Genomic DNA, 24,172 nt, shown 5'->3' with positions numbered 1-24,172 from the left:
GCATGACCATGCCTATCCGCCGCCTCCCGCCCGAAACCGTCAACCGCATCGCCGCCGGCGAGGTGGTCGAACGTCCTGCCAGCGCCGTCAAGGAACTGGTGGAAAACGCGCTGGATGCGGGCGCCCGTTCCATCGAGGTGCAGGCGGACGGCGGCGGCCTGACCCGCATCCTGGTCGCCGACGACGGCTGCGGCCTCTCGGCCGACGAGCTGGCCCTGGCCATCGAGCGCCACGCCACCTCCAAGCTCGGCCCCGACGACGCCGGCGACTACGACCTGCTGCACATCCACACCCTGGGCTTCCGGGGCGAGGCCCTGCCCTCCATCGGCTCGGTGGCGCGGCTGTCGATCTCCTCCCGCGCCAGGGGGCTCACCGACGCCCACGCCATCCTGGTCGAGGGCGGCGCGGTGGGCGCGGTCGCTCCCTCGGGCTTTCCCGGTCCGCACGGCGCCCGGGTCGAGGTCCGCGACCTCTTCTACGCCACCCCCGCGCGGCTGAAGTTCATGAAGTCCGAGCGGTCCGAGGCCCAGGCCATCGCCGACGAGATCAAGCGCCAGGCCATGGCGCACGAGGCGGTCTCCTTCGCCCTCGACCTCGACGGCCGCCGCACCCTGCGCCTGCCGGCCGAGAGCAAGGGGCCGGACGGGCGCCTCGCCCGCCTCTCCTCGATCATGGGCCGGGATTTCTCCGACAACGCCCTGGCCATCGACCACGAGCGCGAGGGCGTGCGGCTCACCGGGTTCGCCGGCCTGCCGACCTACAACCGCGGCAACGCCGCCCACCAGTACCTCTTCGTCAACGGCCGCCCGGTCCGCGACCGGCTGCTGCAGGGCGCCCTGCGCGGGGCCTATGCCGACTTCCTGGCCCGCGACCGCCACCCGCTGGTGGCCCTCTATCTCGAGCTCGATCCCTCTCTGGTCGACGTCAACGTCCACCCCGCCAAGGCCGAGGTCCGCTTCCGCGACCCGGCCCTGGTCCGCGGCCTGATCGTCGGCGGCCTGCGCCATGCCCTGGCCGGCGCCGGGCACCGGGCCGCCACCACCGTCGCCAGCGACACCCTCGCCAACCTCCGTCCCGGCTGGTCGCCCCAGCCCCAGCCTTCGGCCCAGGGATTCTCAGCCTGGCAGATGGGCGGCTGGGCGCCGGTGGCCCAGGCCGCACAGAGCCTGCCCGGCCTCACCGAAGTCTCCGCCCGCGCCGAGCCGGCCGAGTGGTCGCCGGCGCCCGTCGCCGCCCCGGCCGGCTTCGAGGAAGCCCCCGCCGCCATCTTCGATCCGGTCGACTTCCCGCTCGGCGCGGCCCGCGCCCAGGTGCACGAGACCTACATCGTCGCCCAGACCCGCGACGGGGTGGTCATCGTCGACCAGCACGCCGCCCACGAGCGCCTGGTCTACGAGCGCATGAAGGTCGAGATGGCCGAGGGCGGCGTCGCCCGCCAGGCCCTGCTGCTGCCCGAGGTGGTCGAGCTCGACCCCGCCGAGGCCGAGCGCGTCGTCGCCCGCGCCGAGGAGCTGGAAGCCCTGGGCCTGGTGCTGGAATCCTTCGGCCCCGGCGCGGTGCTGGTCCGCGAGACCCCGGCCCTGCTGGGCGAGACCGACGTCTCCGGCCTCGTGCGCGACATCGCCGACGACCTCTCCGAGAACGGTCAGGCCCTGGCCCTCAAGGAACGCCTGGCCGACGTCTGCGGGACCATGGCCTGCCACGGCTCGGTCCGCGCCGGCCGCCGGCTGACCGCGCCGGAGATGAACGCCCTCCTGCGCCAGATGGAGGCCACCCCCCATTCCGGCCAGTGCAACCACGGCCGCCCCACCTATGTGGAGCTCAAGCTGGCCGACATCGAGCGGCTGTTCGGCCGGCGCTAGAAAGTCCGGCTCACCACTAGGTCAGGTCGGTGCGCTTGCCGTCGAGGATCACGCCCTTCAGCCGCGCCCGGCCGTCCCGCCCCACCGACACCGCCGCGAAAGCGTTCGCCGCCTCGCCAGGCCGCCGCGCCGCCAGCGCCTTGTCCATCGCCTGAGCCTCGGCCTGGTCGGCGTGGAAGCGGTCCACGCCGATGTCCAGCGTCACCGCGTTCTGCTCGCCCTCGGCGAAGGCCGTCCGCGCGCAGTAGACCCCGCCCCGCACCGCCACCTCGCCCAGCTTCAGCGCCGCTTCCCGCGTCCTCGCGGTCCCCACGAACCGGTGATGGCCATCGGCTTTCGCCAGGGCCAGCCAGCCGCCCTCGCGATAGCTGGTGTTTCGGGCCGGGCAGTTCTGACCCGGCGCAAGCTGCTGGGTCAGCCGCAGCGACGAATAGTGCCCGGTCAGCAGGTTGCGCGGATCGACCGCCTCCATGGGCAGCAGCACTTCCTGGCCCGCCGCGCGAGCTCGGCTCTCGGACACCACAAGGCCTACCAACATCACCGCCAGCAGCAGGCCCGCCCCGAGGATTCGCCACGACAAGGCCCGGGTCATGCCTTGGCCCTCCGCCGCGCCAGGAAGCCGGCGGCCAGCGCGATCACCGCGCAGCCGGCGAACAGGCCCGCCGCCGTCATCAGCCCCAGCCCCAGGTCGAACAGGATCGTGCAGACCGCCGCGATCATCGCCACCACGCCGGCGGCGGTGACCATGCTCTGCCGGTCGCCGAGGCCCAGGGTGATGACGCCGCCGCCGATCACCAGCCAGGCCAGCCTATGGGCGATCAGCCCCGCTCCCTTGAGGTCGGTCAGCCCGGCGAACCCGAACAGCAGCAGCGCGCCCCAGACGAACCACAGGAAGAAGATCATCGCCGTCCGCCGCCCGCCGAGCTGGCGCGCGATCGCCGCCAGCCCCGCCAGCACCGCCGCCCCGGCCAGCAGCCCGCCGGTCGCCCAGCGTTCATGGACCGACAGCAGCGCGATCAGCCCGACGATCATCGCCAGGCTCGCGGCGTGCGCCAGCGGCTTGGAGTTCCACAGCCACGCCAGGGCCATGCCCACCGGCGCGGCGAAGATCAGCCAGCGGGACGCGCCGCCATCGAACTCCCCGGCGAACTCACCCAGGCCCAGCAGCGCTAGGGCCACCACCCCGGCCGCGCTCGAGCGCCCGGCGAGGGTCAGCAGGCCGGCCGCCAGCCCGGCTCCGCGCAGCGCCCGCTGCGGGTCGCCGACGATGTCGAAGATCTGGCCGGTCAGGCCGATGGCCGCGGCGTAGATGCAGGCCGCCACCGCCAGCAGGATGTTGGTCGCCAGCGGCCGCCGTCCGGTCCTGGCCGTCCAGCCCGCCGCCCCGATCACCGCCAGGAACAGTCCGAGGATCAGCGCAAATCTCGGCAGCCGTGGGATCGCGCCCCAGTTGGCGGCCACGAAGGCGATCGCCGCCGCGCCCAGCAGCAGCGCCCCGATCGCCGCCAGCACCGAGGCGGTGTCCAGCCGCCGCTCCTCGGCGACGCTGGCCAGGATCGCCTCCCGGCTCTCGACCGGTGTCAGCCCCGCCGCGATCCAGCCGTCCAGGTCCTTCGTGAGCCGAGCCTTGTAGCTCGCCATCCGCCTCCTCCGGCCTCTTCGCGCCGAACCGGAGACTCGCCCAAGCCGCCGCCGCGCGCAACCTGGGCCGAAGCCGTCACGCTCTAGCCGGCCATGGCGGCCGACGGCGCCTCGTCCTCGAACACCGCATTGATCGCCCCCAGCAGGCGCTCGGCCTTGATCGGCTTTTCGACCACGCCGTCCATGCCCTGGGCCAGATAGCCGGCCGCATCCCAGGGATCGGCGTTGGCGGTCAGGGCCAGGATCGGCACCTGCGCCGCCGCCCCGGCCAGGCCGCGGATGCGTCGGGTGGCCGCCACCCCGTCCATGTTCGGCATCTTGATGTCCATCAGCACCAGGTCGAAGCGCCCGGTGGCGGCCGCGGCCACCGCCTGCTCCCCATCCTCCACGCACTCGGTGGTGCAGCCGAACATCTCGCACAGGGTTTCGGCGACCAGGCGGTTGGTGGCGTTGTCGTCGGCGATCAGGATGTGCAGGCCCCCGGCCCCCCCGCTCAGGTCGGGCTCGGCGGCGATCTCCTCCAGCGTCGGTTCGGGCAGGTCGAACAGCGGGAAGCTGAAGCGGAAGGTCGCGCCGCCCCCGTCGCTCACCACATGGATCTCCCCGCCCATCTGCACGACCAGTTGCCGGCAGATGGAAAGACCGAGCCCCGCTCCGCCCTCGCGCACCCCCGCCTCGGTCTGGCTGAAGGGCTGGAAGATCCGCTCCAACCGGTCGGCGGGAACGCCCACTCCGCTGTCGCGCACCTCGCCTTCGATCAGCACGTGGATGTCCTGGCGCCGCGCCGCCAGCCGCACCTTCACCCCGCCGGCCTGGGTGAACTTCAGGGCGTTGCCGATCAGGTTGTTGAACACCTGCTTGATGCGGACCACGTCGCCCAGCGCCCATTGGCCGGCCGCCCCCTCGTAGGCGAACTCCAGCGAAAGCCCCTTGAGCTCCGCCCGCGCCGTCCACAGCGCCGAAAGGTCGTCCAGCAAGGCCGGAACGCAGAAACTGTCCTCGGCCAGCTCCAGTTGCCCGGCGTCGGCGCGGCTGAGGTCCAGGGCGTCGGTCAGTAGCCGCAGCAGGGTCTGGCCGGAGTCCTGGATGGTCGTCACATAGGGCTTCAGCTCCGGCTCGCTCAGCTTGCGCTGCAGGATGTCGGCGATCGCCAGCACCCCGTTCAGCGGCGTGCGGATCTCGTGGCTCATCACCGCCAGGAACTGCGACTTGGCGCTGAGCGCGGCCTGCGCCTCCTGCTTGGCCCGGTCCAGGGTCTGGGCCAGCCGGGTCATCTCCTCGGCATGGGCGCGGTTGGCGGCGTTCGTCGCCTGCAGCAGCGAAAGGCTGGAGCCCACCCCCGCATAGCGCCCGCCGCTGACCACCACGAAGCCCTTCATCACCTCGCTGGCCCGGTCGGCCAGCACCTCGCCGCAGAACTCGGCCACCCGGGTGTCGCCCTCGGCCACCAGCGGGTCGGGGTTCATCAGCAGCGAGATCGGCCGCAGGGCGTAGAGCGCCCGGCCATAATGCGCCGCCATGGCCACGAAGAAGGCGTGCCGTTCCACCAGCCCGACCGGCCGGCCGGCCTCGTCCACCACGGCGATCGCCAGGGTGTCCGGCTCGGCCTGGAACCGGTCGTAGACATGCTGCCCCTGGGTCTCCGGCGAGATCGCCGCCAGGGGCTGGATCAGATCGAGAAGCACGGCGGTCATCGGCTGGGGCTCACTCCGGACAAGCGCTGCCTTAGGGCAAGCCCGACTAATGATCGATGAATCTACTGACGGCTTATTTGCGCGCTCTTGCGCGAACGCTGTCAATAAACTGTCATATAAGCGTCAAACTCAAGCATTCGGCCCGCCAAGCCAAGTATATCTGCTCCGCCAGGCGGGACTGGACGCGCGCGGCAGCCTCGACCATCATGGCGCTCCAGCTCGAGGAGGTTTCATGTCTGAGCTTGTGTTCGAGGCCCGGGCCTAACCGCCGAGCCGGCGTCTCGCTTCAAATCGGCAGTCAGGCCCCAACGTCCGCGCCCTCGTTTTTTACGAGTTCGGCCCGGGCGCGTTTCCTCACGCCTGAATGCTGGATACTTCCTTGAACATTTCCAAGCCGCAGCAACGTACGCTGCACGCCCTGGCCCAAGGCGGCCGGATCATCATCGAACGTGACGATCGCGGCGACCTGATCGCCGCCGAATGCGTCACCCGCGACGGGTGGACGCTCTCCGACTGCGACCTCGCCGTCTTCAAGAGCCTGAAGAAGAAGCGGATGATCGCCAGCCGGAACGGCCAGCCCTACCAGATCACCCGCGAGGGCCTGGTGAACCTGCGCAGCCAGCTCGACAACCGGACCTCAGTCCGCGGCTGGTAGGCCGAACCTCAGAAAGTGGACGCGCGCGGCGCCATAGTCGCGCGCGTCCAGCTTCGTAAAACCTTCGACTTCGAAATCGGCCTCGTCGGCGCCGCGCTCGAACATCACCACCGCCCCGGGAGCCAGCCAGCCCCCGGCCGCCAGCTTGGCCAGCGCGGTCTCGCCCAGCCCCTTGCCATAGGGTGGGTCGAGGAAGGCGAGGTCGAAGGCCGGACCGTCGGCGCCAGGCCGCTGGCCAAGGTCGGTGGCGTCCCGGCGATGCACCCGCGTGCGTCCGAACAGGCCCATGGCGTCGACGTTCTGGCGGATCGCGCCGCGCGCCTGCTCGTCGGTCTCGACGAACAGGCAGAAGGCCGCGCCCCGCGACAGGGCCTCGAAGCCCAGCGCCCCGGACCCTGCGAACAGGTCGATGATCCGCTTGTCCCGCAGGCCCGGCGACCAGGCCGCGTGCTCGAGGATGTTGAAGATCGCCTGCCGCGCCCGGTCGGACGTCGGGCGCGTGCGGTCACCCTGCGGCGTGACGATGGCCTTGCCGCGGAACTCTCCCGAAACGATGCGCATCAGTCGTCCCGCTTAGGTCCCCGCGGGCCGCCTGGGCGCGGTCCGGAGCGCGGACCGCCCGAGCGGGGGCCACCAGCACGCGGGCCGCTCGGACGCGGACCATCATGACGAGGCCCCTCGGATCGCGGGCCAGCGGAGCGGGGCCCATCAAAGCGCGGGCCGCCAGGACCACCGCGGCCCTTGGGCGGGCCTTTCGGCGGGCCCGAACGCGGACGCGTGTCGTCGCGCGGCGGCCGGCCTTCGGCGCGCCCTTCCGGACGCCCTTCGCGCGGGGGGCGTCCCTCGCCGCGGAAGTCCGGACGCGCGGAACGCTCACCGCGGGGCGCGTCGCTGCGCGGGCCGCGCGGCGGGCCGCCCCAGGCGCGGGGCGCGTCGCCACGCCCTTCGCCGCGAGGCCCGGCGGCGCCGCGCGGGCGGGCGGGCTTGCCGTCGACATTGCGCGGGCCGCGCTCGATGAGGGTCGCGCCCTTGGTCCTCGGCCCATCGCCACGCGGCGGTCCCTCACGACGGGGGCCCTTCTCGAAGCGCTCGGTCCGGGCCGGACCCGCGGCGGCGGCGCGCGGCGGGGCCTTGCGCTTGGGGGCTGGCCGCGCGGGCGGCGGCGGAGCCAGCGGATCGCCCGGCGAATAGGTGCGGATGCTGCCCGGCGTGTCCCCCGGAATCCGCGACGAGCGGCGGCGCGGGGCCACCGGGACGGCCGGCGCCTGCTCCTCGCCTGGACGCGGCGCCCGGCGGCGCTTCACGGCCGGCGACTTGATCTCCACCTTCGGACGCGCCCAGCCTTCCTTGTAGGCCGGCTTCTTCTTGGCCTCGGCCTCGCCCTCGGGACGCGCGCCCGCGCCACGGCGGCCGGTGCCGTCATGCACCGCGTGGGCGCCGGCCGGAGCCTTCGGGGCCTTGAACGAGGGCCGGTCGCCGTTGGGCAGGTTTTCCGGCGCGATGTGCTCGGCCAGTTGCTCGCGGATCACCCGCGGGCCGACCTCCTCGATCTGGCCGATCGGCAGCGAGCCCAGCACGAACGGGCCATAGGACATGCGGATCAGCCGCCCGACCTCCAGGCCCACCGACTTCAGCACCCGGCGCACTTCGCGGTTCTTGCCCTCGGCCAGGGTGACGGTGATCCAGACGTTGGCCCCCTGCGGGCCGTCCTTGGCCTTGTCGATCTTGGCGTCGATGGGGCCGTACTTCACGCCCTCGACGGTCACGCCGTCCTGCAGCTTGTCGAGGTCGGCCTGGGTCACTCTGCCGCGGGCCCGAACCCGGTAGCGCCGCACGATTCCGGTCGTCGGCTGCTCCAGCGCCCGGGCCAGCTCGCCGTCGTTGGTCAGCAGCAGCAGGCCTTCGGAATTGATGTCCAGCCGCCCGATCGAGATCAGCCGCGGCAGGCCCGGCGGCAGGGCGTCGAACACCGTCGGCCGCCCCTGCGGGTCGCGGTGGGTCGTCAGGAGGTCCACCGGCTTGTGATAGCGGAACAGCCGCGTGGGCTCGGCGGCGTCCACCACCTCCCCGTCGACGGTCAGGATATCGCCCGGCTCCACCTTCACCGCGGGGGTGGTCAGCACCTGGCCATTGAGGGCCACACGGCCCTCCTCAATGAGTTTTTCGACATCTCGCCGAGAGGCTACGCCTGCTCGCGCCAGAGCCTTTGCGACGCGCTCACCTTGACCGGAGGCGGTCTCATCGTTTCGTTGGGGGTCGTGGATCATGATCATCGCACCATGCGCATCGCGCTCGCGGCGGCGCAAGACGCTGCGTCACGCGGAGAGACTCCTGTCGGCGCCGTCGTCGTCGATCCGGCGACGGGCAAGGTCATCGCCGTGGGCGCCAACGGCCCCATCGGGGCGCACGATCCCACCGCCCACGCCGAGATCGTCGCCCTGCGCGAGGCTGCGAAAAAGCTCGGCAATTACCGCCTGACCGACCTCACCCTGGTGGTCACCCTGGAGCCCTGCGCCATGTGCGCCGGGGCCATCAGCCACGCCCGCATCGGCCGCGTCGTCTTCGGGGCCGAAGACCCCAAGGGCGGCGCCGTCGTCCACGGCCCCCGCTTCTTCGAACAGCCCACCTGCCACTGGCGCCCCGCCGTCACCGGCGGCGTCCTGGCCGAAGAAAGCTCGGCCCTGCTGAAAAGCTTCTTCCAGGCCCGCCGCAAGAAGAAGGGCTGAGGCCGCCCTTTCCTTCCCCCTCGCCGGAGAAGGACCGAGGTCATCCCTCCCGATGACGTAGGGGCAGACGGCCCCTTGCCATCCCGCGCCCGCCCGGCCGATGATGCCCGTATAATTAGATCATTAGGAGGACTGCAGATGGGTCTGCTCGACGGCAAGGTCGCCATCATTACCGGCGCGGGCGGCGGATTGGGCGAAGCCTACGCCAAGCTTTTCGCAAAGGAGGGCGCGTCGGTCGTGGTCAACGACCTGGGCGGGCCGCGTGACGGCTCGGGCTCCGACAAGGGCGCGGCTCAGAAGGTCGTCGACGACATCATCGCGGCTGGCGGCAAGGCGGTCGCCAACGCCGACGACGTGTCCACCATGCAGGGCGGCGAGAACATCCTGAAGGCCGCCTTGGACAACTTCGGCCAGATCGACATCCTGGTCTGCAACGCCGGCATCCTGCGCGACAAGAGCTTCGCCAACACCTCCGAGCAGGACTGGGACCTGGTGGTGAAGGTCCACCTCAAGGGAACCTACTGCTGCACCATGCCGGTGTGGAAATGGATGAAGGACAACGGCAAGCCCGGCGTCATCATCATGACCTCCTCGACCTCCGGCCTCTACGGCAACTTCGGCCAGTCGAACTACGGCGCGGCCAAGGCCGGCATCTACGGCTTCATGCGCGTGCTCTCCATCGAGGGACGCAAGTACGGCATCCGCGTCATGGGCCTGGCCCCTGGCGCCTTCACCCGCATGACCGCCGACCTGCCCGGCCGCCAGGGCCAGGAACCTGACCCCATGTCGCTGCCCGAGAACGTCGCGCCCGGCGTGCTGTTCATGGCCTCCGACCTGGCCGCCGACCACACCGGCAAGGTGCTGGGCGTCTCCTCCCGCGGCGTGCGCGAGATCAAGATGGTCCAGACCGAAGGCTACAACCCCGGCCGCCCCTACACGGCCCAGGACGTCGCCGAACACGCCTCGCAGGTGTTCTTCGCCGAAACCAAGGAACGCACCGCCGCCAGCGCCTGACGGCTGGTCGTCTAACCTCATGTGTCATCCCGGTTTCGGCCACAGGCCGAAACCGGGCTCCATGAACGCCTGATGGCCGCCGTGAGCTCGCCTCACGCAGCCTTCACCCCCGCAGGAACAACTGCGCCGCCTGGACGAGGTACAGCGCCCCGATCCCGCTCACGATCCACCGCGTCCAGTTGCGGAAGTTCACGTCGCTCATCCGGTCGAGGATGCGCCCGCCCACCACCGTCCCGGCCATCGAGAGCGGGACGGCGATGGCGAACATCCACCAGGGCGGCAGGTCCTTGTTCGGATTGGTCAGCAGCGGCGTGCCGTAGACCAGGATCTTGGACAGGTGCGAGAAGACCTGGGTCGCGGCCTTGGTGGCCACGATCGCGTGCCGGGTCAGGCCGGTGCGGACGAAGAAGATGTCCAGCAGCGGGCCGGAGACCCCCGCCGTCAGGTTCAGGCCCGTCACCATCAGGCCGGAGACGAAGGCCTGGGGCGGATTGGCCGCGTCCAGCCTGATCCAGCGCTGCGGCAGCCACAGCAGGCCCGGCACCAGCCCCATCAGCAGGTAGAGCACCGGCTTGGAGGGCACGACCGAGATCAGCGCCACCACCCCCGCCGCCACGGCCGCGGCCGCTGCGTACCAGCCGACGATCCCCCAGCGAACGTGCCGGCTGTGCAGCGCCGCCCGCCAGCCGTTCGACGCCAGTTGCAGCAGCCCATGGGTCACGAAGGCGGCCGAGACCGGCATGACCAGCGGCAGCACGCCCATCAGCACCAGCCCGCCGGCCATGCCGAACACCCCCGACAGCGTCGCCGTCAAGAAGGCCGCGGCGATGACGAAGAGCGCTGCGGGCAGGGCCATCAGACGCTGGATCGGCGGATGGAGAAACTCATGCCGTCTGGGTCTACCCGCCCCAAGCGCAGCCGTCGAGCGCGTCCAGACGCCACGAAAAAGCCCCGGCGTTTCCGCCGGGGCTCTCGGTTCAGGCCTGACGCCCGAAGATCAGTTGCGGAACACCGCCGCGGTGGACGGGTCCTGCGGCATCTCGCGGAAGCGGCGGACCTCGTGGCGGCCGACCACCATGTGGTGCACCTCGTCCGGGCCGTCGGCCAGGCGCAGGGTGCGGGTCGAGGTGTACATCCGGGCCAGCGGGGTCTTCTGGGAAACGCCCAGGGCGCCGTGCATCTGGATCGCCTGGTCGATGATCTTGCAGACGCGCTCGGGCACCATCGCCTTGACCATGTGGATCCAGATCCGGGCCTCTTCGCGCGGCAGCACGTCCATCGCCTTGGCCGCCTTCAGGACCATCAGGCGCATGGCCTCGATCTCGATGCGCGCGCGGCTGACGATCTCGATATTGCCGCCGAGCTGGATGATCGGCTTGCCGAACGCCTCGCGGGTCAGGCCGCGGTTGACCAGCAGGTCGAGGGCCTTCTCGGCCTGGCCGATGGCGCGCATGCAGTGGTGGATACGGCCCGGGCCCAGGCGAAGCTGGCTGATCTCGAAGCCGCGGCCTTCGCCCAGCAGCATGTTGGAGGCCGGCACCCGCACGTTGTCGAACACGATGTGCATGTGGCCGTGCGGCGCGTCCGGATCGCCGAACACGTTCATCGGCCCGACGATCTTCAGGCCGGGCGCGTCGGTGGGCACCAGGATCTGCGACTGGCGCAGGTGCGGCGGGCCGTCCGGGCTCGTCTGCACCATGGTGATCATCACCTTGCAGCGCGGATCGCCGGCGCCGGAGATGTAGTGCTTCTCGCCGTTGATCACGTACTCGTCGCCGACCAGTGTGGCGCGGGTGTTGATGTTCTTGGCGTCGGACGAGGCGGCGTTGACCTCGGTCATGGCGAAGGCCGAGCGGATCTTGCCTTCGAGCAGCGGCTTCAGCCACTTCTCCTTCTGCTCGGGCGTGCCGACGCGCTCGAGCACTTCCATGTTGCCGGTGTCGGGCGCGGCGCAGTTCATCACTTCCGACGACATCGGGTTCTTGCCGAGTTCGACGGCGATATAGGCGTAGTCGAGGTTCGACAGGCCCTCGCCGGTGTGGGCGTCCGGCAGGAAGAAGTTCCACAAGCCCGCGGCCTTGGCCTTGTCCTTGGCCGCTTCCAGCACTTCGAGCTGGCCCGGCGCGTAGCTCCAGATGTCGGTCTTGCCTTCGCCCAGGCGATGGAATTCCTCGCTCATCGGCTGGACCACGTCCTTGATGAACTCGCGAACCTTGTTCAGCAGCGGCATGGCCTTGTCGGACATCCGCAGGTCGTTGAGCTCGTCCTGGGGGGTGAGCGTAAAGCTGGATTGGGGGCGGTCCGCGGTCATGGTCATCTGGTCTCTCCCTTGAGCGCCGGCGAAGGTCGCGCCTCGCAGTTGGAGGGCAACTCTGGACGCTTCCTTGGCGAAAATCAAACAAGCGTTTAATTTTTACGCCGTCAGGCGGAACCACGCGTCAAGCTCACGCGAAGATGCTCGCTCCAAGGTGCGCTCGACCGCCCCAAATGCGGCGTCATTTCGGTTTGCGAAGCAAGACCGGGCCCGATGGCCGGGAGAGATTTCCGGTCAGGCGTACAGCGGCGCGCGCTGGCTCAGCAGGACCATCGCCACCGCCAGGGCCAACACCGCAATCGCCGGGGAGAGTTTGAGGATCAACCGCATAGCCCGCAGATGGGAGTGACCGGTCGGTATCGCTAGGCCTCCTCGCCTCGAATTCCTCACAATTCACCCCGCGTGGCAGACGGCCTCGATGTTGTGGCCGTCGGGATCGAGGACGAAGGCCCCGTAATAGTTCGGGTGATAGTGCTCTCGCAGGCCCGGCGGGCCGTTGTCCCGGCCACCGGCGGCGATCGCCGCGGCGTAGAAGGCGTCGACGCTCGCCCGGTCCTTGGCGGTGAAGGCCACGTGCACGTGGCCGCTGGCGCTTCCGCCGGTCCCGATCCAGAAGTCCGGCCGGCCCGCTTCGCCATAGCCGGCGTGGGCCGAGCCGCCGGTCTGCTCGGGGCTCACCTCCATCACCACGCCGATGCCGAGCGGCGCCAGCGCCTGGTCGTAGAAGGCCCTCGCCGCCTTGAAGTCGCTGACGGTCAGACCAAGATGATCGAGCATGCGGGCCTCCTTGAGCTTGCCTGCGCCAGGCTTAACGCGCCGCCGGCCCGAAACTGTCAGCAGCGAGGCGGAAAAACGGCGCCCCGCGCGCTTGACTCCCCAAGGCCCCTTGCCTACCTCCGCCCTGCGTTAGCACTCAGGGGCTGCGGCTGCTAACGGCCGCGTCGCGGGGGCTGACCACCAGGCATTTCAACCGTCCCGAACGGAGACATACATATGGCGTTTCGTCCTCTGGGAGACCGCGTCCTCGTGAAGCGCGTCGAGGAAGAAGAGAAGACCAAGGGCGGGATCATCATCCCCGACACCGCCAAGGAAAAGCCGCAGGAAGGCGAAGTCGTCGCCGTCGGCCCCGGCGCCCGTGACGACAGCGGCAAGATCCACGCCCTCGACCTGAAGGCCGGCGACCGCATCCTGTTCGGCAAGTGGTCGGGCACCGAGGTCAAGATCGACGGTCAGGACCTGCTGATCATGAAGGAAAGCGACGTCCTCGGCGTGGTCGAATAACCACCCTCGACGCCTTCCCTCCCCATCCATCTCATTTGAAAGAGCAGAAAAATGGCCGCTAAAGACGTCTATTTCTCCTCCGACGCGCGCGACCGCATGCTGCGCGGCGTCAACACCCTCGCCAACGCGGTGAAGGTGACCCTCGGCCCCAAGGGCCGCAACGTCGTCATCGAAAAGTCCTTCGGCGCCCCGCGCTCGACCAAGGACGGCGTCTCGGTCGCCAAGGAAATCGAACTGGCTGACAAGTTCGAAAACCTCGGCGCCCAGCTCATCCGCGAAGTCGCCTCCAAGACCAACGACCGCGCCGGCGACGGCACCACCACCGCCACCGTGCTGGCCCAGGCCATCGTCGTCGAAGGCCTGAAGTCGGTCGCCGCCGGCATGAACCCGATGGACCTGAAGCGCGGCGTCGACAAGGCGGTCGCCAAGGTCATCGAAGAGATCAAGGGTTCGGCCAAGAAGGTCACCACCAACTCGGAAATCGCTCAGGTCGGCACCATCTCGGCCAACGGCGACACCGAAGTCGGTGAAATGATCGCCAAGGCCATGGCCAAGGTCGGCAACGAAGGCGTCATCACCGTCGAAGAAGCCAAGAGCCTGGAAACCGAACTCGACGTCGTCGAGGGGATGCAGTTCGACCGCGGCTACCTGTCGCCGTACTTCATCACCAACGCCGACAAGATGGAAGTCGAGCTCGACGAGCCGCTCATCCTGCTCTTCGAAAAGAAGGTCTCCTCGCTGCAGCCGCTGCTGCCGGTGCTGGAAGCCGTGGTCCAGTCGGGCCGCCCGCTGCTCATCATCGCTGAAGACGTCGAAGGCGAAGCCCTGGCCACCCTGGTGGTCAACAAGCTCCGCGGCGGCCTGAAGGTCGCGGCCGTCAAGGCGCCGGGCTTCGGCGACCGCCGCAAGGCCATGCTGGAAGACATCGCCATCCTGACCGGCGGCGAGCTGATCAGCGAAGACCTGGGCATCAAGCTCGAGAACGTCACCCTCGACATGCTCGGCCGCGCCAAGAAGGTCTCGATCACCAAGGACGACACCACCATCGTGGATGGCGTCGGCGCCAAGGACGCGATCGAAGCCCGCATCGGCCAGATCAAGCGTCAGATCGAAGAAACCACCTCCGACTACGACAAGGAAAAGCTGCAAGAGCGTCTGGCCAAGCTGGCCGGCGGCGTCGCGGTCATCCGCGTCGGCGGCGCGACCGAAGTCGAAGTGAAGGAAAAGAAGGACCGCGTCGACGACGCCCTGAACGCCACCCGCGCTGCGGTGGAAGAAGGCATTGTCCCCGGCGGCGGCGTGGCCCTGCTGAAGGCCTCCAAGATCCTCGACGGCCTGAAGGGCGACAACTCCGACCAGGACGCCGGCGTCGCCATCGTGCGCCGCGCCCTGCAGGCCCCGATCCGTCAGATCGTGGAAAACGCCGGGGTCGAAGGCTCGATCGTGGTCGGCAAGATCCTCGAGAACGACTCGGCGACCTTCGGCTTCAACGCCCAGACCGAGCAGTACGTCGACCTGGTCCAGGACGGCGTCATCGACCCGGCCAAGGTCGTCCGCACCGCCCTGCAGGACGCCGCCTCGGTGTCGGGCCTGCTGATCACCACGGAAGCGGCGATCGTCGAAAGCCCGAAGAAGAACGCGGCCCCGGCCGGCATGCCCGACATGGGCGGCATGGGCGGCATGGACTTCTAAGTCCGACGCTCAGGCGCAAATGACGAAGGGCGGGACCGCAAGGCCCCGCCCTTTTTCTTTTGCCGCAGACCCCCACCCTGGCGGCTCCGCCGCCGTCCCTCCCCACGAGGGGGAGGGAAATTAACGCCCCTCTTCTCCCTCCCCTTCATGGGGAGGGACAGATCGCGCAGCGATCAGGGTGGGGCCTGCCGAGCCGGCCGTCGTACCAACGCATCCGACACCGCATCCATCACCTCGCCGACGTCGCCCATCACCGTCCCGGCCCAGAAGCGCATCACCTCGAATCCCTCCCGGCGCAGCACGGCGTCCCGCACGGCGTCGTGCGCCGCCTGCCCGTCCTCGGCATGCTGGCCGCCATCGACCTCGACCACCAGCCGCCGGCTGAAACAGACGAAATCCAGGTAATACCCGCGGAACGGCGCCTGCCGCCGAAAGTGAAAGCCCTACGGCCGCAGCCGCTTCAGCCGGCTCCACAGCAGCACCTCCGGCGGCGACATCGAGTTTCGCAGCTCTCGCGCTCGCGATGTGGACATTCAGCAGACCCCCACCCTGGCGGCTCCGCCGCCGTCCCTCCCCACGAGGGGGAGGGAAATCATCGCCTCTTCTCCCTCCCCTCGTGGGGAGGCACAGATCGCGCAGCGATCAGGGTGGGGCCAGAACCCCTACCGCTTCGCATCCCCAATGATCACCCCGCCGGCCCAGCTCGCCAGGCCGGTGATGATGGCCGCGGCCACGCCGGACCAGAGGCCCTGCACCCAGAAGCCCGGCAGCATCCAGGCCACCAGCCCGATCATCGCCGCATTCAGCACCAGGAGGAAAAGCCCCAGGGTCACGATGGTCAGGGGCAGGGTCAGGATGAACAGGACCGGCCGCAGGATCGCGTTCACCACCCCCAGCAGCAGCGCCGCCAGCAGCAGGTCGAAGATCCCGTTGTAGCCGACCCCCCGCAACAGGAAGGCCGCAAGCGCCAGGCCCAGGGCTGCGAAGATCACGCGGGCGAAAAACCGGGCCATCAGGGCCTCCATGCTGTTTGCCGCAGAGCTTGGCGCGGTTAAGTCTCCGCCGCAACAACCCCCAGGAGACCCCAATGCCTTACGTCAACATCCGCATCACCCCCGGCGCCACCGAGGCGCAGAAGGCCGAACTGATCGCCGGTGCGACCGAGCTCCTGGTCAAGGTGCTGAACAAGAACCCGGCCACCACCTTCGTGGTCATCGACGAGGTCCCGACCGAAAACTGGGGCTCCGGCGGCATCAGCGTCGCCGAACGCAACCGCAAGGCCGGGGGCTGAAGCTTCAGCCCGAGCCCTGAGTGTCATCCCGTTTCGGCCGCAGGCCGAAGACCGGGCCCCATGAACACTGGATTTCTCAAGAGCAGACCCCGCCCTTCAAGCGCGGCGCGTATGGATCCCGGTCTGGCTTCGCAAACCGGGATGACACCTCTTTTCCGGCGCCCCGAGAGCTTCCCTAGACCTTCGCCGCTTCCAGCGCCGGCACCGTCTCGCTCAGCCGCCCGCCGATGCGGATCGGCTCGACGCGCTTGGCCAGGCCCGTCTTGTCGTCGGTCTCGACGAACACCCCGCAAACCGTCGCCGGCCCCTCGGCCGGCTTGTAGCGGCCGCCGGATATCCTCGTGGTGAAGCGCCGCAGCGGCTCTTCCTTCTGGTTGCCGATGACGCTGTCGTAGTCGGCGCAGGCCCCGGCGTCGGTCTGGTAGGCGGTGCCGCCGGGCAGGATCTGGCTGTCGGCGGTCGGCACATGAGTGTGGGTCCCCACCACCAGGCTCGCCCGTCCGTCGCAGAAGTGGCCCATCGCCATCTTCTCCGAGGTCGCCTCGGCGTGCATGTCGACCACCACGGCGTCGGCCACCAGGCCCAGGGGCGCCTTTTCCAGCTCCCGGTCCACCGCCGCGAACGGGTCGTCCAGCGAATCCATGTGGACCCGGCCCAGCAGGTTGATCACCATGATCCGCTTGCCCTCGCGGGTGACGAACAGGTTCGCCCCCCGGCCGGGTGCGTCGGCCAGCACCGGATAGTTCAGCGGCCGGATCAGTCGCGGCTCGCGCACGATGTAGGTCAGGGCTTCCTTCTGGTCCCAGGAGTGGTTGCCCAGGGTCAGGCAGTCGGCGCCGGCGTCGAACAGTTCGCTGGCCGTCCGCTCGGTGATCCCGAAACCAGCCGCAGCGTTCTCGGCGTTGATGATGACGAACTCGAGGTCCAGTCGGCGGCGAAGGGCGGGCAGATGGTCGGCCAAGCCGTCGCGGCCGGCCCGGCCCACCACGTCGCCGAAGAAGGCAAAGCGCATGCAGGATTAGTCCTTTCGGGCCTCGATATACCCGCTTTCGGTCAAAATGGCGTCCAGCCTTTGATCGTGCGGCTCGGCGGGCAGCCCCTCGACCTCCTGGCCGGCATAGGCCAGCCCCAGGACGAACACCGGGCCCTTGGCCCGCAGCGCCTCGATCGTGCGGTCATAGTGCCCCCCGCCCTGGCCCAGGCGCGCGCCGCTGCGGTCGAAGGCCAGCAGCGGGCAAATCACCAGGCCGGGCCGCACCTGCGGGGCGCTGGCCGGCGGCGAGGGCACGCCGAAGGCGTCCACCTCGGGAACGTCGTCGGCCCGCCAGGCTCGGAAGATCAGCGGCGCCTCGGCGGCCACCGTCACCGGCAGGGCCAGCCTGCGCCCTGCGCGCATCAGCCGCGCCGCCAGCGGGGCCGGATCGAGCTCCGATCCCAGCGCGTGATAGCTGGAGAACCATTCGAAGGCCGGCAGCCGCTCGAGCGGCAGGGCCGCGGCCGCGGCCTCCGCCGCATCGGGCCGCGCCGCATCCAGCGCCCGCCGCCGCTTGCGCAGCCGGGCCCGCAGTTTCGCCTTGTCGGAAAGATCGCTCACCGCGCCACATATAGCGCGAAGGGTGGCGGCGCCGCGAGAGCCGTGAAGGTCGGTTTAATCCCCTCGACCTGGCTAACCAGGTGGGCGCCGTAGTGCCAGGGCCCACGGGCCCAAGCAGGGACAGCTCCCTTCGAAGAAATAAGGTCGCTGGGATAGATTGCCTTCGACGCGAACCGCAGCACGACCCGCCGGACGTGAAGGTAGGGCCGCCGAGCGCCGGTAACAAGCGCGGCTCGTCCAAATCCTCTCCCGCTGGGATCGCATCGAACGAGGGGGACTAGCCGTTCGCCAGCTTCTCGATCCGCTTGGCGGCGCTTTCCAGCGCTCCGACGGCGCGCGTCTCGACCCTGGCCTGGTCGGACTGGAACCGCGCCAGCTCGGCCTGCACCACCGAGAGCCGGCCGCGCAGGTCGGTGAGTTCGTCGGCCAGCAGCAGCGCGCCCATCAGGAACAGCCGCGTCTCGCCGAGCTGGCCCATCTCCTCGGAGACCTGCCGCACCTGGCGGTCGAACAGCCGGCCCAGCTCCAGCAGGTGCTGTTCCTGGCCGTCCTCGCAGCCGACCGCATAGGGACGATTGTTAACCGTGATGTTGACCTGGGCCATGACCCTTCAAGCCTCCTCGGTCTCTTCGACCTCGTTGCTGTCCTCGTTGGCGAGCGCGGCCTTGATCTCGGCGATGGCGCGGCCGAGCGCCGCAGACGCCTCGGCGCCGGCGGCCTCCAGCTCCTTCTCGCGGAGCCTCGATTTCTCGAGCTCCGACGCCAGTTTGGCGCTTTCCTGGTCGAACAGGTCGCCGCCCTTGGACCGGCCCTGGGGCGCTTCGCCCGCAAGGCGTTGCTCGAGCGCGGACACCGCCCGATCCAACCGTTTGACGGCCTGCTCCAGGGGGCTTTCCACCATCGGCTCCCGCATGTTCGCAAGCTCCCATACTGTGACCGTTAATCTATAGCCTGCGTCGGGCGCGCGCCGAAACCCGCCCTGTGGCGTGACGCTTCCTTGACCCTGCACGTCTCGCGTGCGAGGGGCGCGCGCAAACCAGAGCCACAGCCCGGAACCCCAGAATGCCCGCATCGCCGCAGACCATGGCCGACGCCATCCGCGTCCTTTCGATGGACGCCGTCGAACAGGCGGCCTCGGGCCACCCCGGCATGCCCATGGGTATGGCCGATGTCGCCACCGTGCTCTGGACCAAGTTCCTGAAGTTCGACGCCAGCCAGCCCGACTGGGCCGACCGCGACCGCTTCGTGCTCTCGGCCGGTCACGGCTCGATGCTGCTCTACAGCCTGCTGCACCTGACCGGCTTCAAGGCCATGACCCTGGAGCAGATCAAGAATTTCCGCCAGTGGGGCTCCAACACCCCGGGCCACCCGGAATACGGCCACACCCCCGGCGTCGAGACCACCACCGGCCCGCTGGGCCAGGGCCTGGCCACCTCCGTCGGCATGGCCATGGCCGAACGTCACCTGGCCGCCCGCTTCGGCAAGGACCTGGTCGACCACCGGACCTGGGTCATCTGCGGCGACGGCTGCCTGATGGAAGGCGTCAGCCATGAGGCCATCAGCCTCGCCGGCCGCCTGAAGCTCGCCAAGCTGACCGTCCTCTGGGACGACAACGACGTCACCATCGACGGCGCCGTCTCCCTGGCCGAGACCGGCGACCAGGTCGCCCGCTTCAAGGCCGCCGGCTGGGCGGTGAAGAAGATCGACGGCCACGACTACGGTCAGATCCGCCGCGCGCTCGCCTGGGCGACCAAGCAGGACCGTCCGACCCTGATCGCCTGCAAGACCAAGATCGGCAAGGGCGCGGCGACCATGGAGGGTCACCACAAGACCCACGGCGCGGCCCTGGGCGCCCAGGAGATCGCCGCCACCCGCCAGAAGATGGGCTGGGGCTCCGAAGCCTTCGCGATTCCCGACGAGGTGGTGAAGCCCTGGCGCTCGGCCGGCCGCCGGGGCGCCAAGGACCGCAAGGCCTGGGAAAAGCGCCTGGCGGCCTCGGCCGACGGCGCGGTCTTCCAGCGCGCGGTCAAGGGTGAGCTGCCTGCCGACGCCTTCGAGCGTCTCGACGCCCACATCGCCGAGGCCCTCGCCTCCAAGCCGGCCGCCGCCACCCGCCAGCACTCCGGCTCGGCCCTGGACGCCCTCTTCCCCTCGATCCCGGAAATGGTCGGCGGCTCGGCCGACCTGACCGGCTCGAACAACACCTTCGTCAAGAACACCCAGATCTTCGACGCCCCGGACTATGCCGGCCGCTACGTGAACTACGGCGTGCGCGAGTTCGGCATGGCCGCGGCCATGAACGGCATGGCCCTGCACGGCGGCGTCATCCCCTATGGCGGCGCCTTCATGGTGTTCTCGGACTACAGCCGCCCGGCCATCCGCCTGGGCGCCCTGATGGGCGTGCGCGTGGTGCACGTCATGACCCACGACTCGATCGGGGTCGGCGAGGACGGCCCGACCCACCAGCCGGTCGAGCATCTGGCCAGCCTGCGGGCCATGCCCAACCTGAACGTCTTCCGCCCCGCCGACGCGGTCGAGACCGCCGAGTGCTGGAAGGTCGCCCTGCAGACCCGCAAGACCCCGGCCTTCATGGCCCTCTCGCGCCAGAAGGTCCCGGCCGTCCGCGACTCCGCCCCGGAGAATCTCTCGGCCAAGGGCGCCTACGAACTGAAGCCCGCCAGCGGCGAGGCCAAGGTGACGATCTTCGCCTCCGGGACCGAGGTCTCGGTCGCGGTCGCCGCCCAGGGCCTGCTGGAGGCCGAGGGCGTGCCGACCCGCGTCGTCTCGACCCCCTGCTGGGAACTGTTCGACGCCCAACCGGAAGCCTACCGGCAGCAGGTCATCGGCAAGGCGCCGGTCCGTGTCGCCGTCGAGGCCGCCGCGCCCTTCGGCTGGGAGCGATTCATCGGTGAAAACGGGACCTTCGTGGGCATGCACGGCTGGGGCGCCAGCGCGCCGGCCGACCGCCTCTACAAGGAGTTCGGGATCACCGCCGAAGCCGTCGCCGCCGCGGCGAAAGCCAAGCTGGGCTAGGATTCTCGCAAAAGAAGCGGCAGGTTCCTGGGCTCTTCGTCAGGAAACCTGCCGATAGGAAGCCAAATATGCGCCTCGGAACGCCGCTCTCGCCCACCGCCGTGAAGGTCATGCTCCTGGGCTCGGGCGAGCTCGGCAAGGAGGTCGCCATCGAGCTGCAGCGGCTCGGCTGCGAGGTGATCGCGGTCGACCGCTACGAGGGCGCGCCGGCCATGCAGGTCGCCCACCGCAGCCACGTCGTCGCCATGACCGACCCCGCCGCCCTGCGCGCCGTGGTCGAGGCCGAGCGCCCGCACCTGATCGTCCCGGAGATCGAGGCGATCGCCACCGACGAACTGGTGAAGATCGAGGCCGAGGGCCTGGCGACGGTGATCCCGACCGCCCGCGCCGCCCAGTTGACCATGAACCGCGAGGGCATCCGCCGGCTGGCCGCCGAGACGCTGGGCCTGCCGACCTCGCCCTACGCCTTCGCCTCGTCGGAGGCCGAACTCGCTGAAGCCGCCGCGCAGGTGGCCGGTTTCCCCTGCTTCGTGAAGCCGGTGATGTCGTCCTCCGGCAAGGGCCAGTCCTATGTGGAAGGCCCCGAGGGGATCGCGGAGGCCTGGCGCTACGCCCTCGAGGGCGGCCGGGTCGAGCAGCCGCGGGTGATCGTCGAGGGCAAGATCGAGTTCGACTTCGAGATCACCCTGCTGACCGTGCGCTTCATCGGTCCCGACGGCCACCACGGCGTCGCCTTCTGCGAGCCGATCGGCCACCGCCAGGTCAAAGGCGACTATGTCGAGAGCTGGCAGCCCCAGGCCATGAGCCAGGCGGCCCTCGCCAGAGCTCGCGACATCGCCCGGGAGGTCACCGGCGAGCTCGGCGGCCTCGGCATCTTCGGGGTCGAGCTGTTCGTCCGCGGCGACGAGGTCTGGTTCTCCGAGGTCAGCCCCCGCCCGCACGACACCGGCCTCGTCACCCTGGCCAGCCAATATCAGAGCGAGTTCGCCCTGCACGCCCGGGCGATCCTCGGACTGCCGGTGAACACAGCCCTTCGCGAGCCGGGCGCCAGCGCGGTCATCTATGGCGGCATGGGCGCCAAGGGGATCGCCTTCGAAGGCGTCGCCGAGGCCTTGAACGTTCCCGGCTCCGACCTGCGCCTGTTCGGCAAGCCCGAGGCCTTCGAGCGCCGTCGCATGGGCGTGGCCCTGGCTCGGTGGGGCACGGTGGAGGAAGCCCGCGAGCGCGCCCGCGAGGCGGCTTCTCGCGTCAGACCCGTCGCCGGCTAGCTCTTCGGCGAGGGCTTGAACGCCGTCTCGGCGATATGCCAGCGGCGCTGTTCTTCGGTCGAGCCGGGCACGTCGTTGACCCGGCGCAGGCGCACCGGTCCGTTCATGTGGACTTCCTCGCCGGTCTTCAGCCGGCCATAGATCACCACCGGCACCTCGACATAGAGCGAACCGGCCGCGCCCTCGATCCGGCCAGGCGCGCCGATCTGGGCGTTGTAGCTGGCGTACCTGTCGAAGCTGGCCGCGAAGGCCTCGGCGGTCATGCCGCTGGCCTTGCCGCCGTCGCTCCAGAGCTTCCAGGCGTCGGCGTATTTCCCGGCGCCGATCAGGGCGAAATAGGTCTGGACCACATTGCCCGCGCCCTGGGCGCTCTCCGGCGTGAACGGCGCTTCGGAGATCGGGGTGCGGTCGTCGGGCAGGCCGCCGGGCGAGCCCGGCGCCGGCGGCGAGACAGGCTCGTCGGCCGCGGCCGCAGCTTCCGGCGCCCTGCAGTTCACCCCCGGCGCGGTGGCGATATCTTCGCCGGCGGCCAGCGGGCTGAGCTGGGCCTGGTCCATGCCCTTGGTCCACCACTGGAAGCCGTCGCCGGTGTAGCGGGCGCCGCTGGCGGAGATGGCGATCCTCAGGGTGCGCGAGCGCCCGTCGATCTCGACGATGGCGGTTTCGGTGTCCGGATAGCTGGCGCGCACGGTGCGGCCGTCGTCGCAGACATAGGTGGTGACGGGAGCGGCCTTGGCGGGCGGCGCCTCAGGCGCCTTGGCCTGCTGCTCGCCACCCCGTCCGCACGCTGCGAGAGCAAACGCAGCCAACCCAAGAGCAGCCGCAGTCACGCGATGCTTCGCCACGCGCCGATCCTTCTATAGCCCAGGTCCAGCGCAACGCCTGGCGCGGTTTTCTGTTCCCCAAATTCGACTATTGTGGGCTTTCGCCGCGAATAAGGCTTGCAGGGGTTGACTCGCGTCCCAGCGGCCTCAAGAAAACCGCCGCAAATCAACTGGCTCAGGAGTTTCTCGATGACCGTTCGCGTCGCAATCAATGGGTTCGGCCGTATCGGCAGGCTGGTCCTGCGTTCGATCGTCGAGCATGCGCGTCGCGACATCGAGGTTGTCGCGATCAACGACCTCGGCCCGGTCGAGACCAACGCTCACCTGCTGCGCTACGACAGCGTGCACGGCCGCTTCCCCGGCAACGTCACCGTCGACGGCGATACGATCGACGTGGGCCTGGGCAAGATCAAGGTCACGGCCATCCGCAACCCGGCCGAGCTGCCGCACAAGGAACTGGGCGTCGATATCGCCCTGGAGTGCACCGGCCTCTTCACCTCCAAGGAAAAGGCCGCCGCCCACCTGGAAGCCGGCGCCAAGCGCGTGATCGTCTCGGCCCCCTGCGACAACGCCGACAAGACCATCGTCTACGGCGTCAACCACGAGACCCTGACCAAGGACGACCTGGTCATCTCGAACGCGTCCTGCACCACCAACTGCCTGGCCCCGGTGGCCAAGGTCCTGCAGGACCTGTGCGGCATCGAGCGTGGCTACATGACCACGATCCACTCCTACACCGGTGACCAGCCGACTCTGGACACCATGCACAAGGACCTTTACCGCGCCCGCGCCGCGGCCATGTCGATGATCCCGACCTCGACCGGCGCAGCCAAGGCCGTCGGCCTGGTGCTGCCGGAACTGGCCGGCAAGCTGGACGGCTCCTCGATCCGCGTGCCGACCCCGAACGTCTCGGTCGTCGACCTGAAGTTCGTCCCCGGCCGCTCGGTCACCAAGGACGAGATCAACGAGGCCCTGAAGGCCGCGGCCGCCGCCGGCCCGCTGAAGGGCGTGCTGGCCGTGACCAACGATCCGCTGGTCTCCATCGACTTCAACCACATCGCCGCGTCCTCGACCGTGGCCCTGCCCCAGACCCAGGTGATCGAAGGCCAACTGGCCCGCGTGCTCTCCTGGTACGACAACGAGTGGGGCTTCTCGACCCGCATGAGCGACACCGCCATTGCGCTGGCGAAACTGATCTAAGCCTAAGGGGCGGGCGCCATGCGAATGGCGCCCGTTTCGCTGTCCGGATCCACCCAGCCCCGGCGGCCGGCCGGGGTTAGCGG

At 69.6% G+C, this 24,172-nt stretch carries 25 protein-coding genes; 10 read left to right on the top strand and 15 right to left on the bottom strand.

Going from position 1 to position 24,172, the window contains the following annotated elements; all coding sequences use genetic code 11:
- The first annotated feature begins 8 nt into the window (after positions 1–8).
- Positions 9–1,862 carry a DNA mismatch repair endonuclease MutL gene (gene mutL, locus ABID41_RS10460; RefSeq protein ID WP_354297739.1) on the top strand — a complete coding sequence of 618 codons (1,854 nt, stop codon included), beginning with the start codon at positions 9–11 and terminating at the stop codon, positions 1,860–1,862.
- A gap of 16 nt (positions 1,863–1,878) precedes the next feature.
- Here mutL and ABID41_RS10455 read toward each other — a convergent pair whose 3' ends face one another.
- The 3 genes from ABID41_RS10455 to ABID41_RS10445 form a co-directional block, all read right to left on the bottom strand.
- Positions 1,879–2,454: a GDYXXLXY domain-containing protein gene (locus ABID41_RS10455; protein ID WP_354297550.1), complete on the bottom strand. Its 576-nt coding sequence runs from the start codon at positions 2,452–2,454 to the stop codon at positions 1,879–1,881.
- Positions 2,451–3,503 (bottom strand): DUF2157 domain-containing protein, encoded by a 1,053-nt coding sequence (locus ABID41_RS10450; RefSeq protein ID WP_354297549.1) that lies wholly within the window; start codon positions 3,501–3,503, stop codon positions 2,451–2,453. The genes ABID41_RS10455 and ABID41_RS10450 overlap by 4 nt, the downstream gene beginning before the upstream one ends.
- An 83-nt stretch (positions 3,504–3,586) precedes the next feature.
- The gene (locus tag ABID41_RS10445; protein WP_354297548.1) at positions 3,587–5,197 is read right to left on the bottom strand and encodes an ATP-binding protein; all 1,611 of its coding nucleotides are present in this window, start codon (positions 5,195–5,197) and stop codon (positions 3,587–3,589) included.
- A 379-nt stretch (positions 5,198–5,576) separates the two neighbouring features.
- Here ABID41_RS10445 and ABID41_RS10440 point away from each other — a divergent pair, with 379 nt between their 5' ends.
- Positions 5,577–5,852 (top strand): YjhX family toxin, encoded by a 276-nt coding sequence (locus tag ABID41_RS10440; protein ID WP_331931720.1) that lies wholly within the window; start codon positions 5,577–5,579, stop codon positions 5,850–5,852.
- Here the strand turns inward: ABID41_RS10440 and rsmD are convergent.
- Together rsmD and ABID41_RS10430 are read right to left on the bottom strand one after the other, a co-directional pair.
- Positions 5,835–6,413: a 16S rRNA (guanine(966)-N(2))-methyltransferase RsmD gene (gene rsmD / locus ABID41_RS10435; protein WP_354297547.1), complete on the bottom strand. Its 579-nt coding sequence runs from the start codon at positions 6,411–6,413 to the stop codon at positions 5,835–5,837. The genes ABID41_RS10440 and rsmD overlap by 18 nt on opposite strands.
- Complete coding sequence (locus ABID41_RS10430; protein ID WP_354297546.1) at positions 6,413–8,119, bottom strand: pseudouridine synthase; 1,707 nt, start codon at positions 8,117–8,119, stop codon at positions 6,413–6,415. Before ABID41_RS10430 ends, rsmD begins: the two co-directional genes overlap by 1 nt.
- Positions 8,120–8,131: 12 nt before the next feature.
- On the opposite strand from ABID41_RS10430, the gene tadA reads away from it, so the two are divergent.
- Both tadA and ABID41_RS10420 read left to right on the top strand, forming a co-directional pair.
- A complete protein-coding gene (gene tadA, locus ABID41_RS10425; protein ID WP_435529991.1) occupies positions 8,132–8,578 on the top strand; it encodes a tRNA adenosine(34) deaminase TadA in 447 nt (148 codons plus the stop codon).
- 138 nt (positions 8,579–8,716) lie between these two features.
- Positions 8,717–9,592 (top strand): SDR family oxidoreductase, encoded by an 876-nt coding sequence (locus ABID41_RS10420; protein WP_331928650.1) that lies wholly within the window; start codon positions 8,717–8,719, stop codon positions 9,590–9,592.
- 103 nt (positions 9,593–9,695) lie between these two features.
- Here ABID41_RS10420 and ABID41_RS10415 read toward each other — a convergent pair whose 3' ends face one another.
- The 3 genes from ABID41_RS10415 to ABID41_RS10405 all read right to left on the bottom strand — a co-directional run bounded on the left by ABID41_RS10415 (position 9,696) and on the right by ABID41_RS10405 (position 12,683).
- Positions 9,696–10,448 carry a sulfite exporter TauE/SafE family protein gene (locus tag ABID41_RS10415; RefSeq protein ID WP_354297545.1) on the bottom strand — a complete coding sequence of 251 codons (753 nt, stop codon included), beginning with the start codon at positions 10,446–10,448 and terminating at the stop codon, positions 9,696–9,698.
- 141 nt (positions 10,449–10,589) lie between these two features.
- Entirely contained in the window at positions 10,590–11,903 is a 1,314-nt protein-coding gene (locus tag ABID41_RS10410) for an acyl-CoA dehydrogenase family protein (protein WP_435530006.1), read from the bottom strand.
- 396 nt (positions 11,904–12,299) lie between these two features.
- Positions 12,300–12,683, bottom strand: coding sequence for a VOC family protein (locus ABID41_RS10405; RefSeq protein ID WP_331928656.1), 384 nt, complete (start codon positions 12,681–12,683; stop codon positions 12,300–12,302).
- 216 nt (positions 12,684–12,899) lie between these two features.
- Between ABID41_RS10405 and groES the strand changes: the two genes are divergently transcribed.
- Positions 12,900–13,187: a co-chaperone GroES gene (gene groES, locus ABID41_RS10400; RefSeq protein ID WP_331928658.1), complete on the top strand. Its 288-nt coding sequence runs from the start codon at positions 12,900–12,902 to the stop codon at positions 13,185–13,187.
- A 51-nt stretch (positions 13,188–13,238) separates the two neighbouring features.
- Positions 13,239–14,879, top strand: a complete 1,641-nt coding sequence (gene groL, locus ABID41_RS10395; RefSeq protein WP_331928659.1) for a chaperonin GroEL — start codon at positions 13,239–13,241, stop codon at positions 14,877–14,879.
- Positions 14,880–15,052: 173 nt separating this feature from the next.
- Here groL and ABID41_RS10390 read toward each other — a convergent pair whose 3' ends face one another.
- Together ABID41_RS10390 and ABID41_RS10385 are read right to left on the bottom strand one after the other, a co-directional pair.
- Entirely contained in the window at positions 15,053–15,280 is a 228-nt protein-coding gene (locus tag ABID41_RS10390) for an endonuclease domain-containing protein (protein ID WP_435530005.1), read from the bottom strand.
- A 261-nt stretch (positions 15,281–15,541) separates the two neighbouring features.
- Positions 15,542–15,892: a phage holin family protein gene (locus ABID41_RS10385; RefSeq protein WP_354297543.1), complete on the bottom strand. Its 351-nt coding sequence runs from the start codon at positions 15,890–15,892 to the stop codon at positions 15,542–15,544.
- A gap of 74 nt (positions 15,893–15,966) precedes the next feature.
- On the opposite strand from ABID41_RS10385, the gene ABID41_RS10380 reads away from it, so the two are divergent.
- A complete protein-coding gene (locus ABID41_RS10380; protein ID WP_331928665.1) occupies positions 15,967–16,170 on the top strand; it encodes a tautomerase family protein in 204 nt (67 codons plus the stop codon).
- 175 nt (positions 16,171–16,345) lie between these two features.
- Here the strand turns inward: ABID41_RS10380 and ABID41_RS10375 are convergent, their stop codons facing one another.
- The 4 genes from ABID41_RS10375 to ABID41_RS10360 all read right to left on the bottom strand — a co-directional run bounded on the left by ABID41_RS10375 (position 16,346) and on the right by ABID41_RS10360 (position 18,677).
- Positions 16,346–17,182, bottom strand: coding sequence for a TIGR00282 family metallophosphoesterase (locus ABID41_RS10375; RefSeq protein ID WP_331928667.1), 837 nt, complete (start codon positions 17,180–17,182; stop codon positions 16,346–16,348).
- Between the two features lie 6 nt (positions 17,183–17,188).
- Positions 17,189–17,764 (bottom strand): 5-formyltetrahydrofolate cyclo-ligase, encoded by a 576-nt coding sequence (locus ABID41_RS10370; RefSeq protein WP_354297542.1) that lies wholly within the window; start codon positions 17,762–17,764, stop codon positions 17,189–17,191.
- Positions 17,765–18,041: 277 nt separating this feature from the next.
- Entirely contained in the window at positions 18,042–18,368 is a 327-nt protein-coding gene (locus ABID41_RS10365; RefSeq protein ID WP_331930624.1) for a cell division protein ZapA, read from the bottom strand.
- Between the two features lie 6 nt (positions 18,369–18,374).
- The gene (locus ABID41_RS10360) at positions 18,375–18,677 is read right to left on the bottom strand and encodes a DUF4164 family protein (protein WP_354297541.1); all 303 of its coding nucleotides are present in this window, start codon (positions 18,675–18,677) and stop codon (positions 18,375–18,377) included.
- Between the two features lie 149 nt (positions 18,678–18,826).
- Between ABID41_RS10360 and tkt the strand changes: the two genes are divergently transcribed.
- Both tkt and purT read left to right on the top strand, forming a co-directional pair.
- Positions 18,827–20,797 carry a transketolase gene (gene tkt, locus ABID41_RS10355; protein ID WP_354297540.1) on the top strand — a complete coding sequence of 657 codons (1,971 nt, stop codon included), beginning with the start codon at positions 18,827–18,829 and terminating at the stop codon, positions 20,795–20,797.
- A gap of 68 nt (positions 20,798–20,865) precedes the next feature.
- Positions 20,866–22,065 carry a formate-dependent phosphoribosylglycinamide formyltransferase gene (purT, locus tag ABID41_RS10350; protein ID WP_354297539.1) on the top strand — a complete coding sequence of 400 codons (1,200 nt, stop codon included), beginning with the start codon at positions 20,866–20,868 and terminating at the stop codon, positions 22,063–22,065.
- Here purT and ABID41_RS10345 read toward each other — a convergent pair.
- The gene (locus ABID41_RS10345; RefSeq protein ID WP_354297538.1) at positions 22,062–22,910 is read right to left on the bottom strand and encodes an MliC family protein; all 849 of its coding nucleotides are present in this window, start codon (positions 22,908–22,910) and stop codon (positions 22,062–22,064) included. The two genes, purT and ABID41_RS10345, sit on opposite strands and share 4 nt — an antisense overlap.
- 168 nt (positions 22,911–23,078) lie before the next feature.
- Between ABID41_RS10345 and gap the strand changes: the two genes are divergently transcribed.
- Positions 23,079–24,089 carry a type I glyceraldehyde-3-phosphate dehydrogenase gene (gene gap / locus ABID41_RS10340; protein WP_331930590.1) on the top strand — a complete coding sequence of 337 codons (1,011 nt, stop codon included), beginning with the start codon at positions 23,079–23,081 and terminating at the stop codon, positions 24,087–24,089.
- Positions 24,090–24,172: the final 83 nt, after the last annotated feature.

The organism is Phenylobacterium koreense, assembly GCF_040545335.1.
GTDB lineage: Bacteria > Pseudomonadota > Alphaproteobacteria > Caulobacterales > Caulobacteraceae > Phenylobacterium > Phenylobacterium koreense.
The sequence above is the reverse complement of the archived record's forward strand: the minus strand, read 5'-3'. Positions and strand labels throughout refer to the sequence as shown.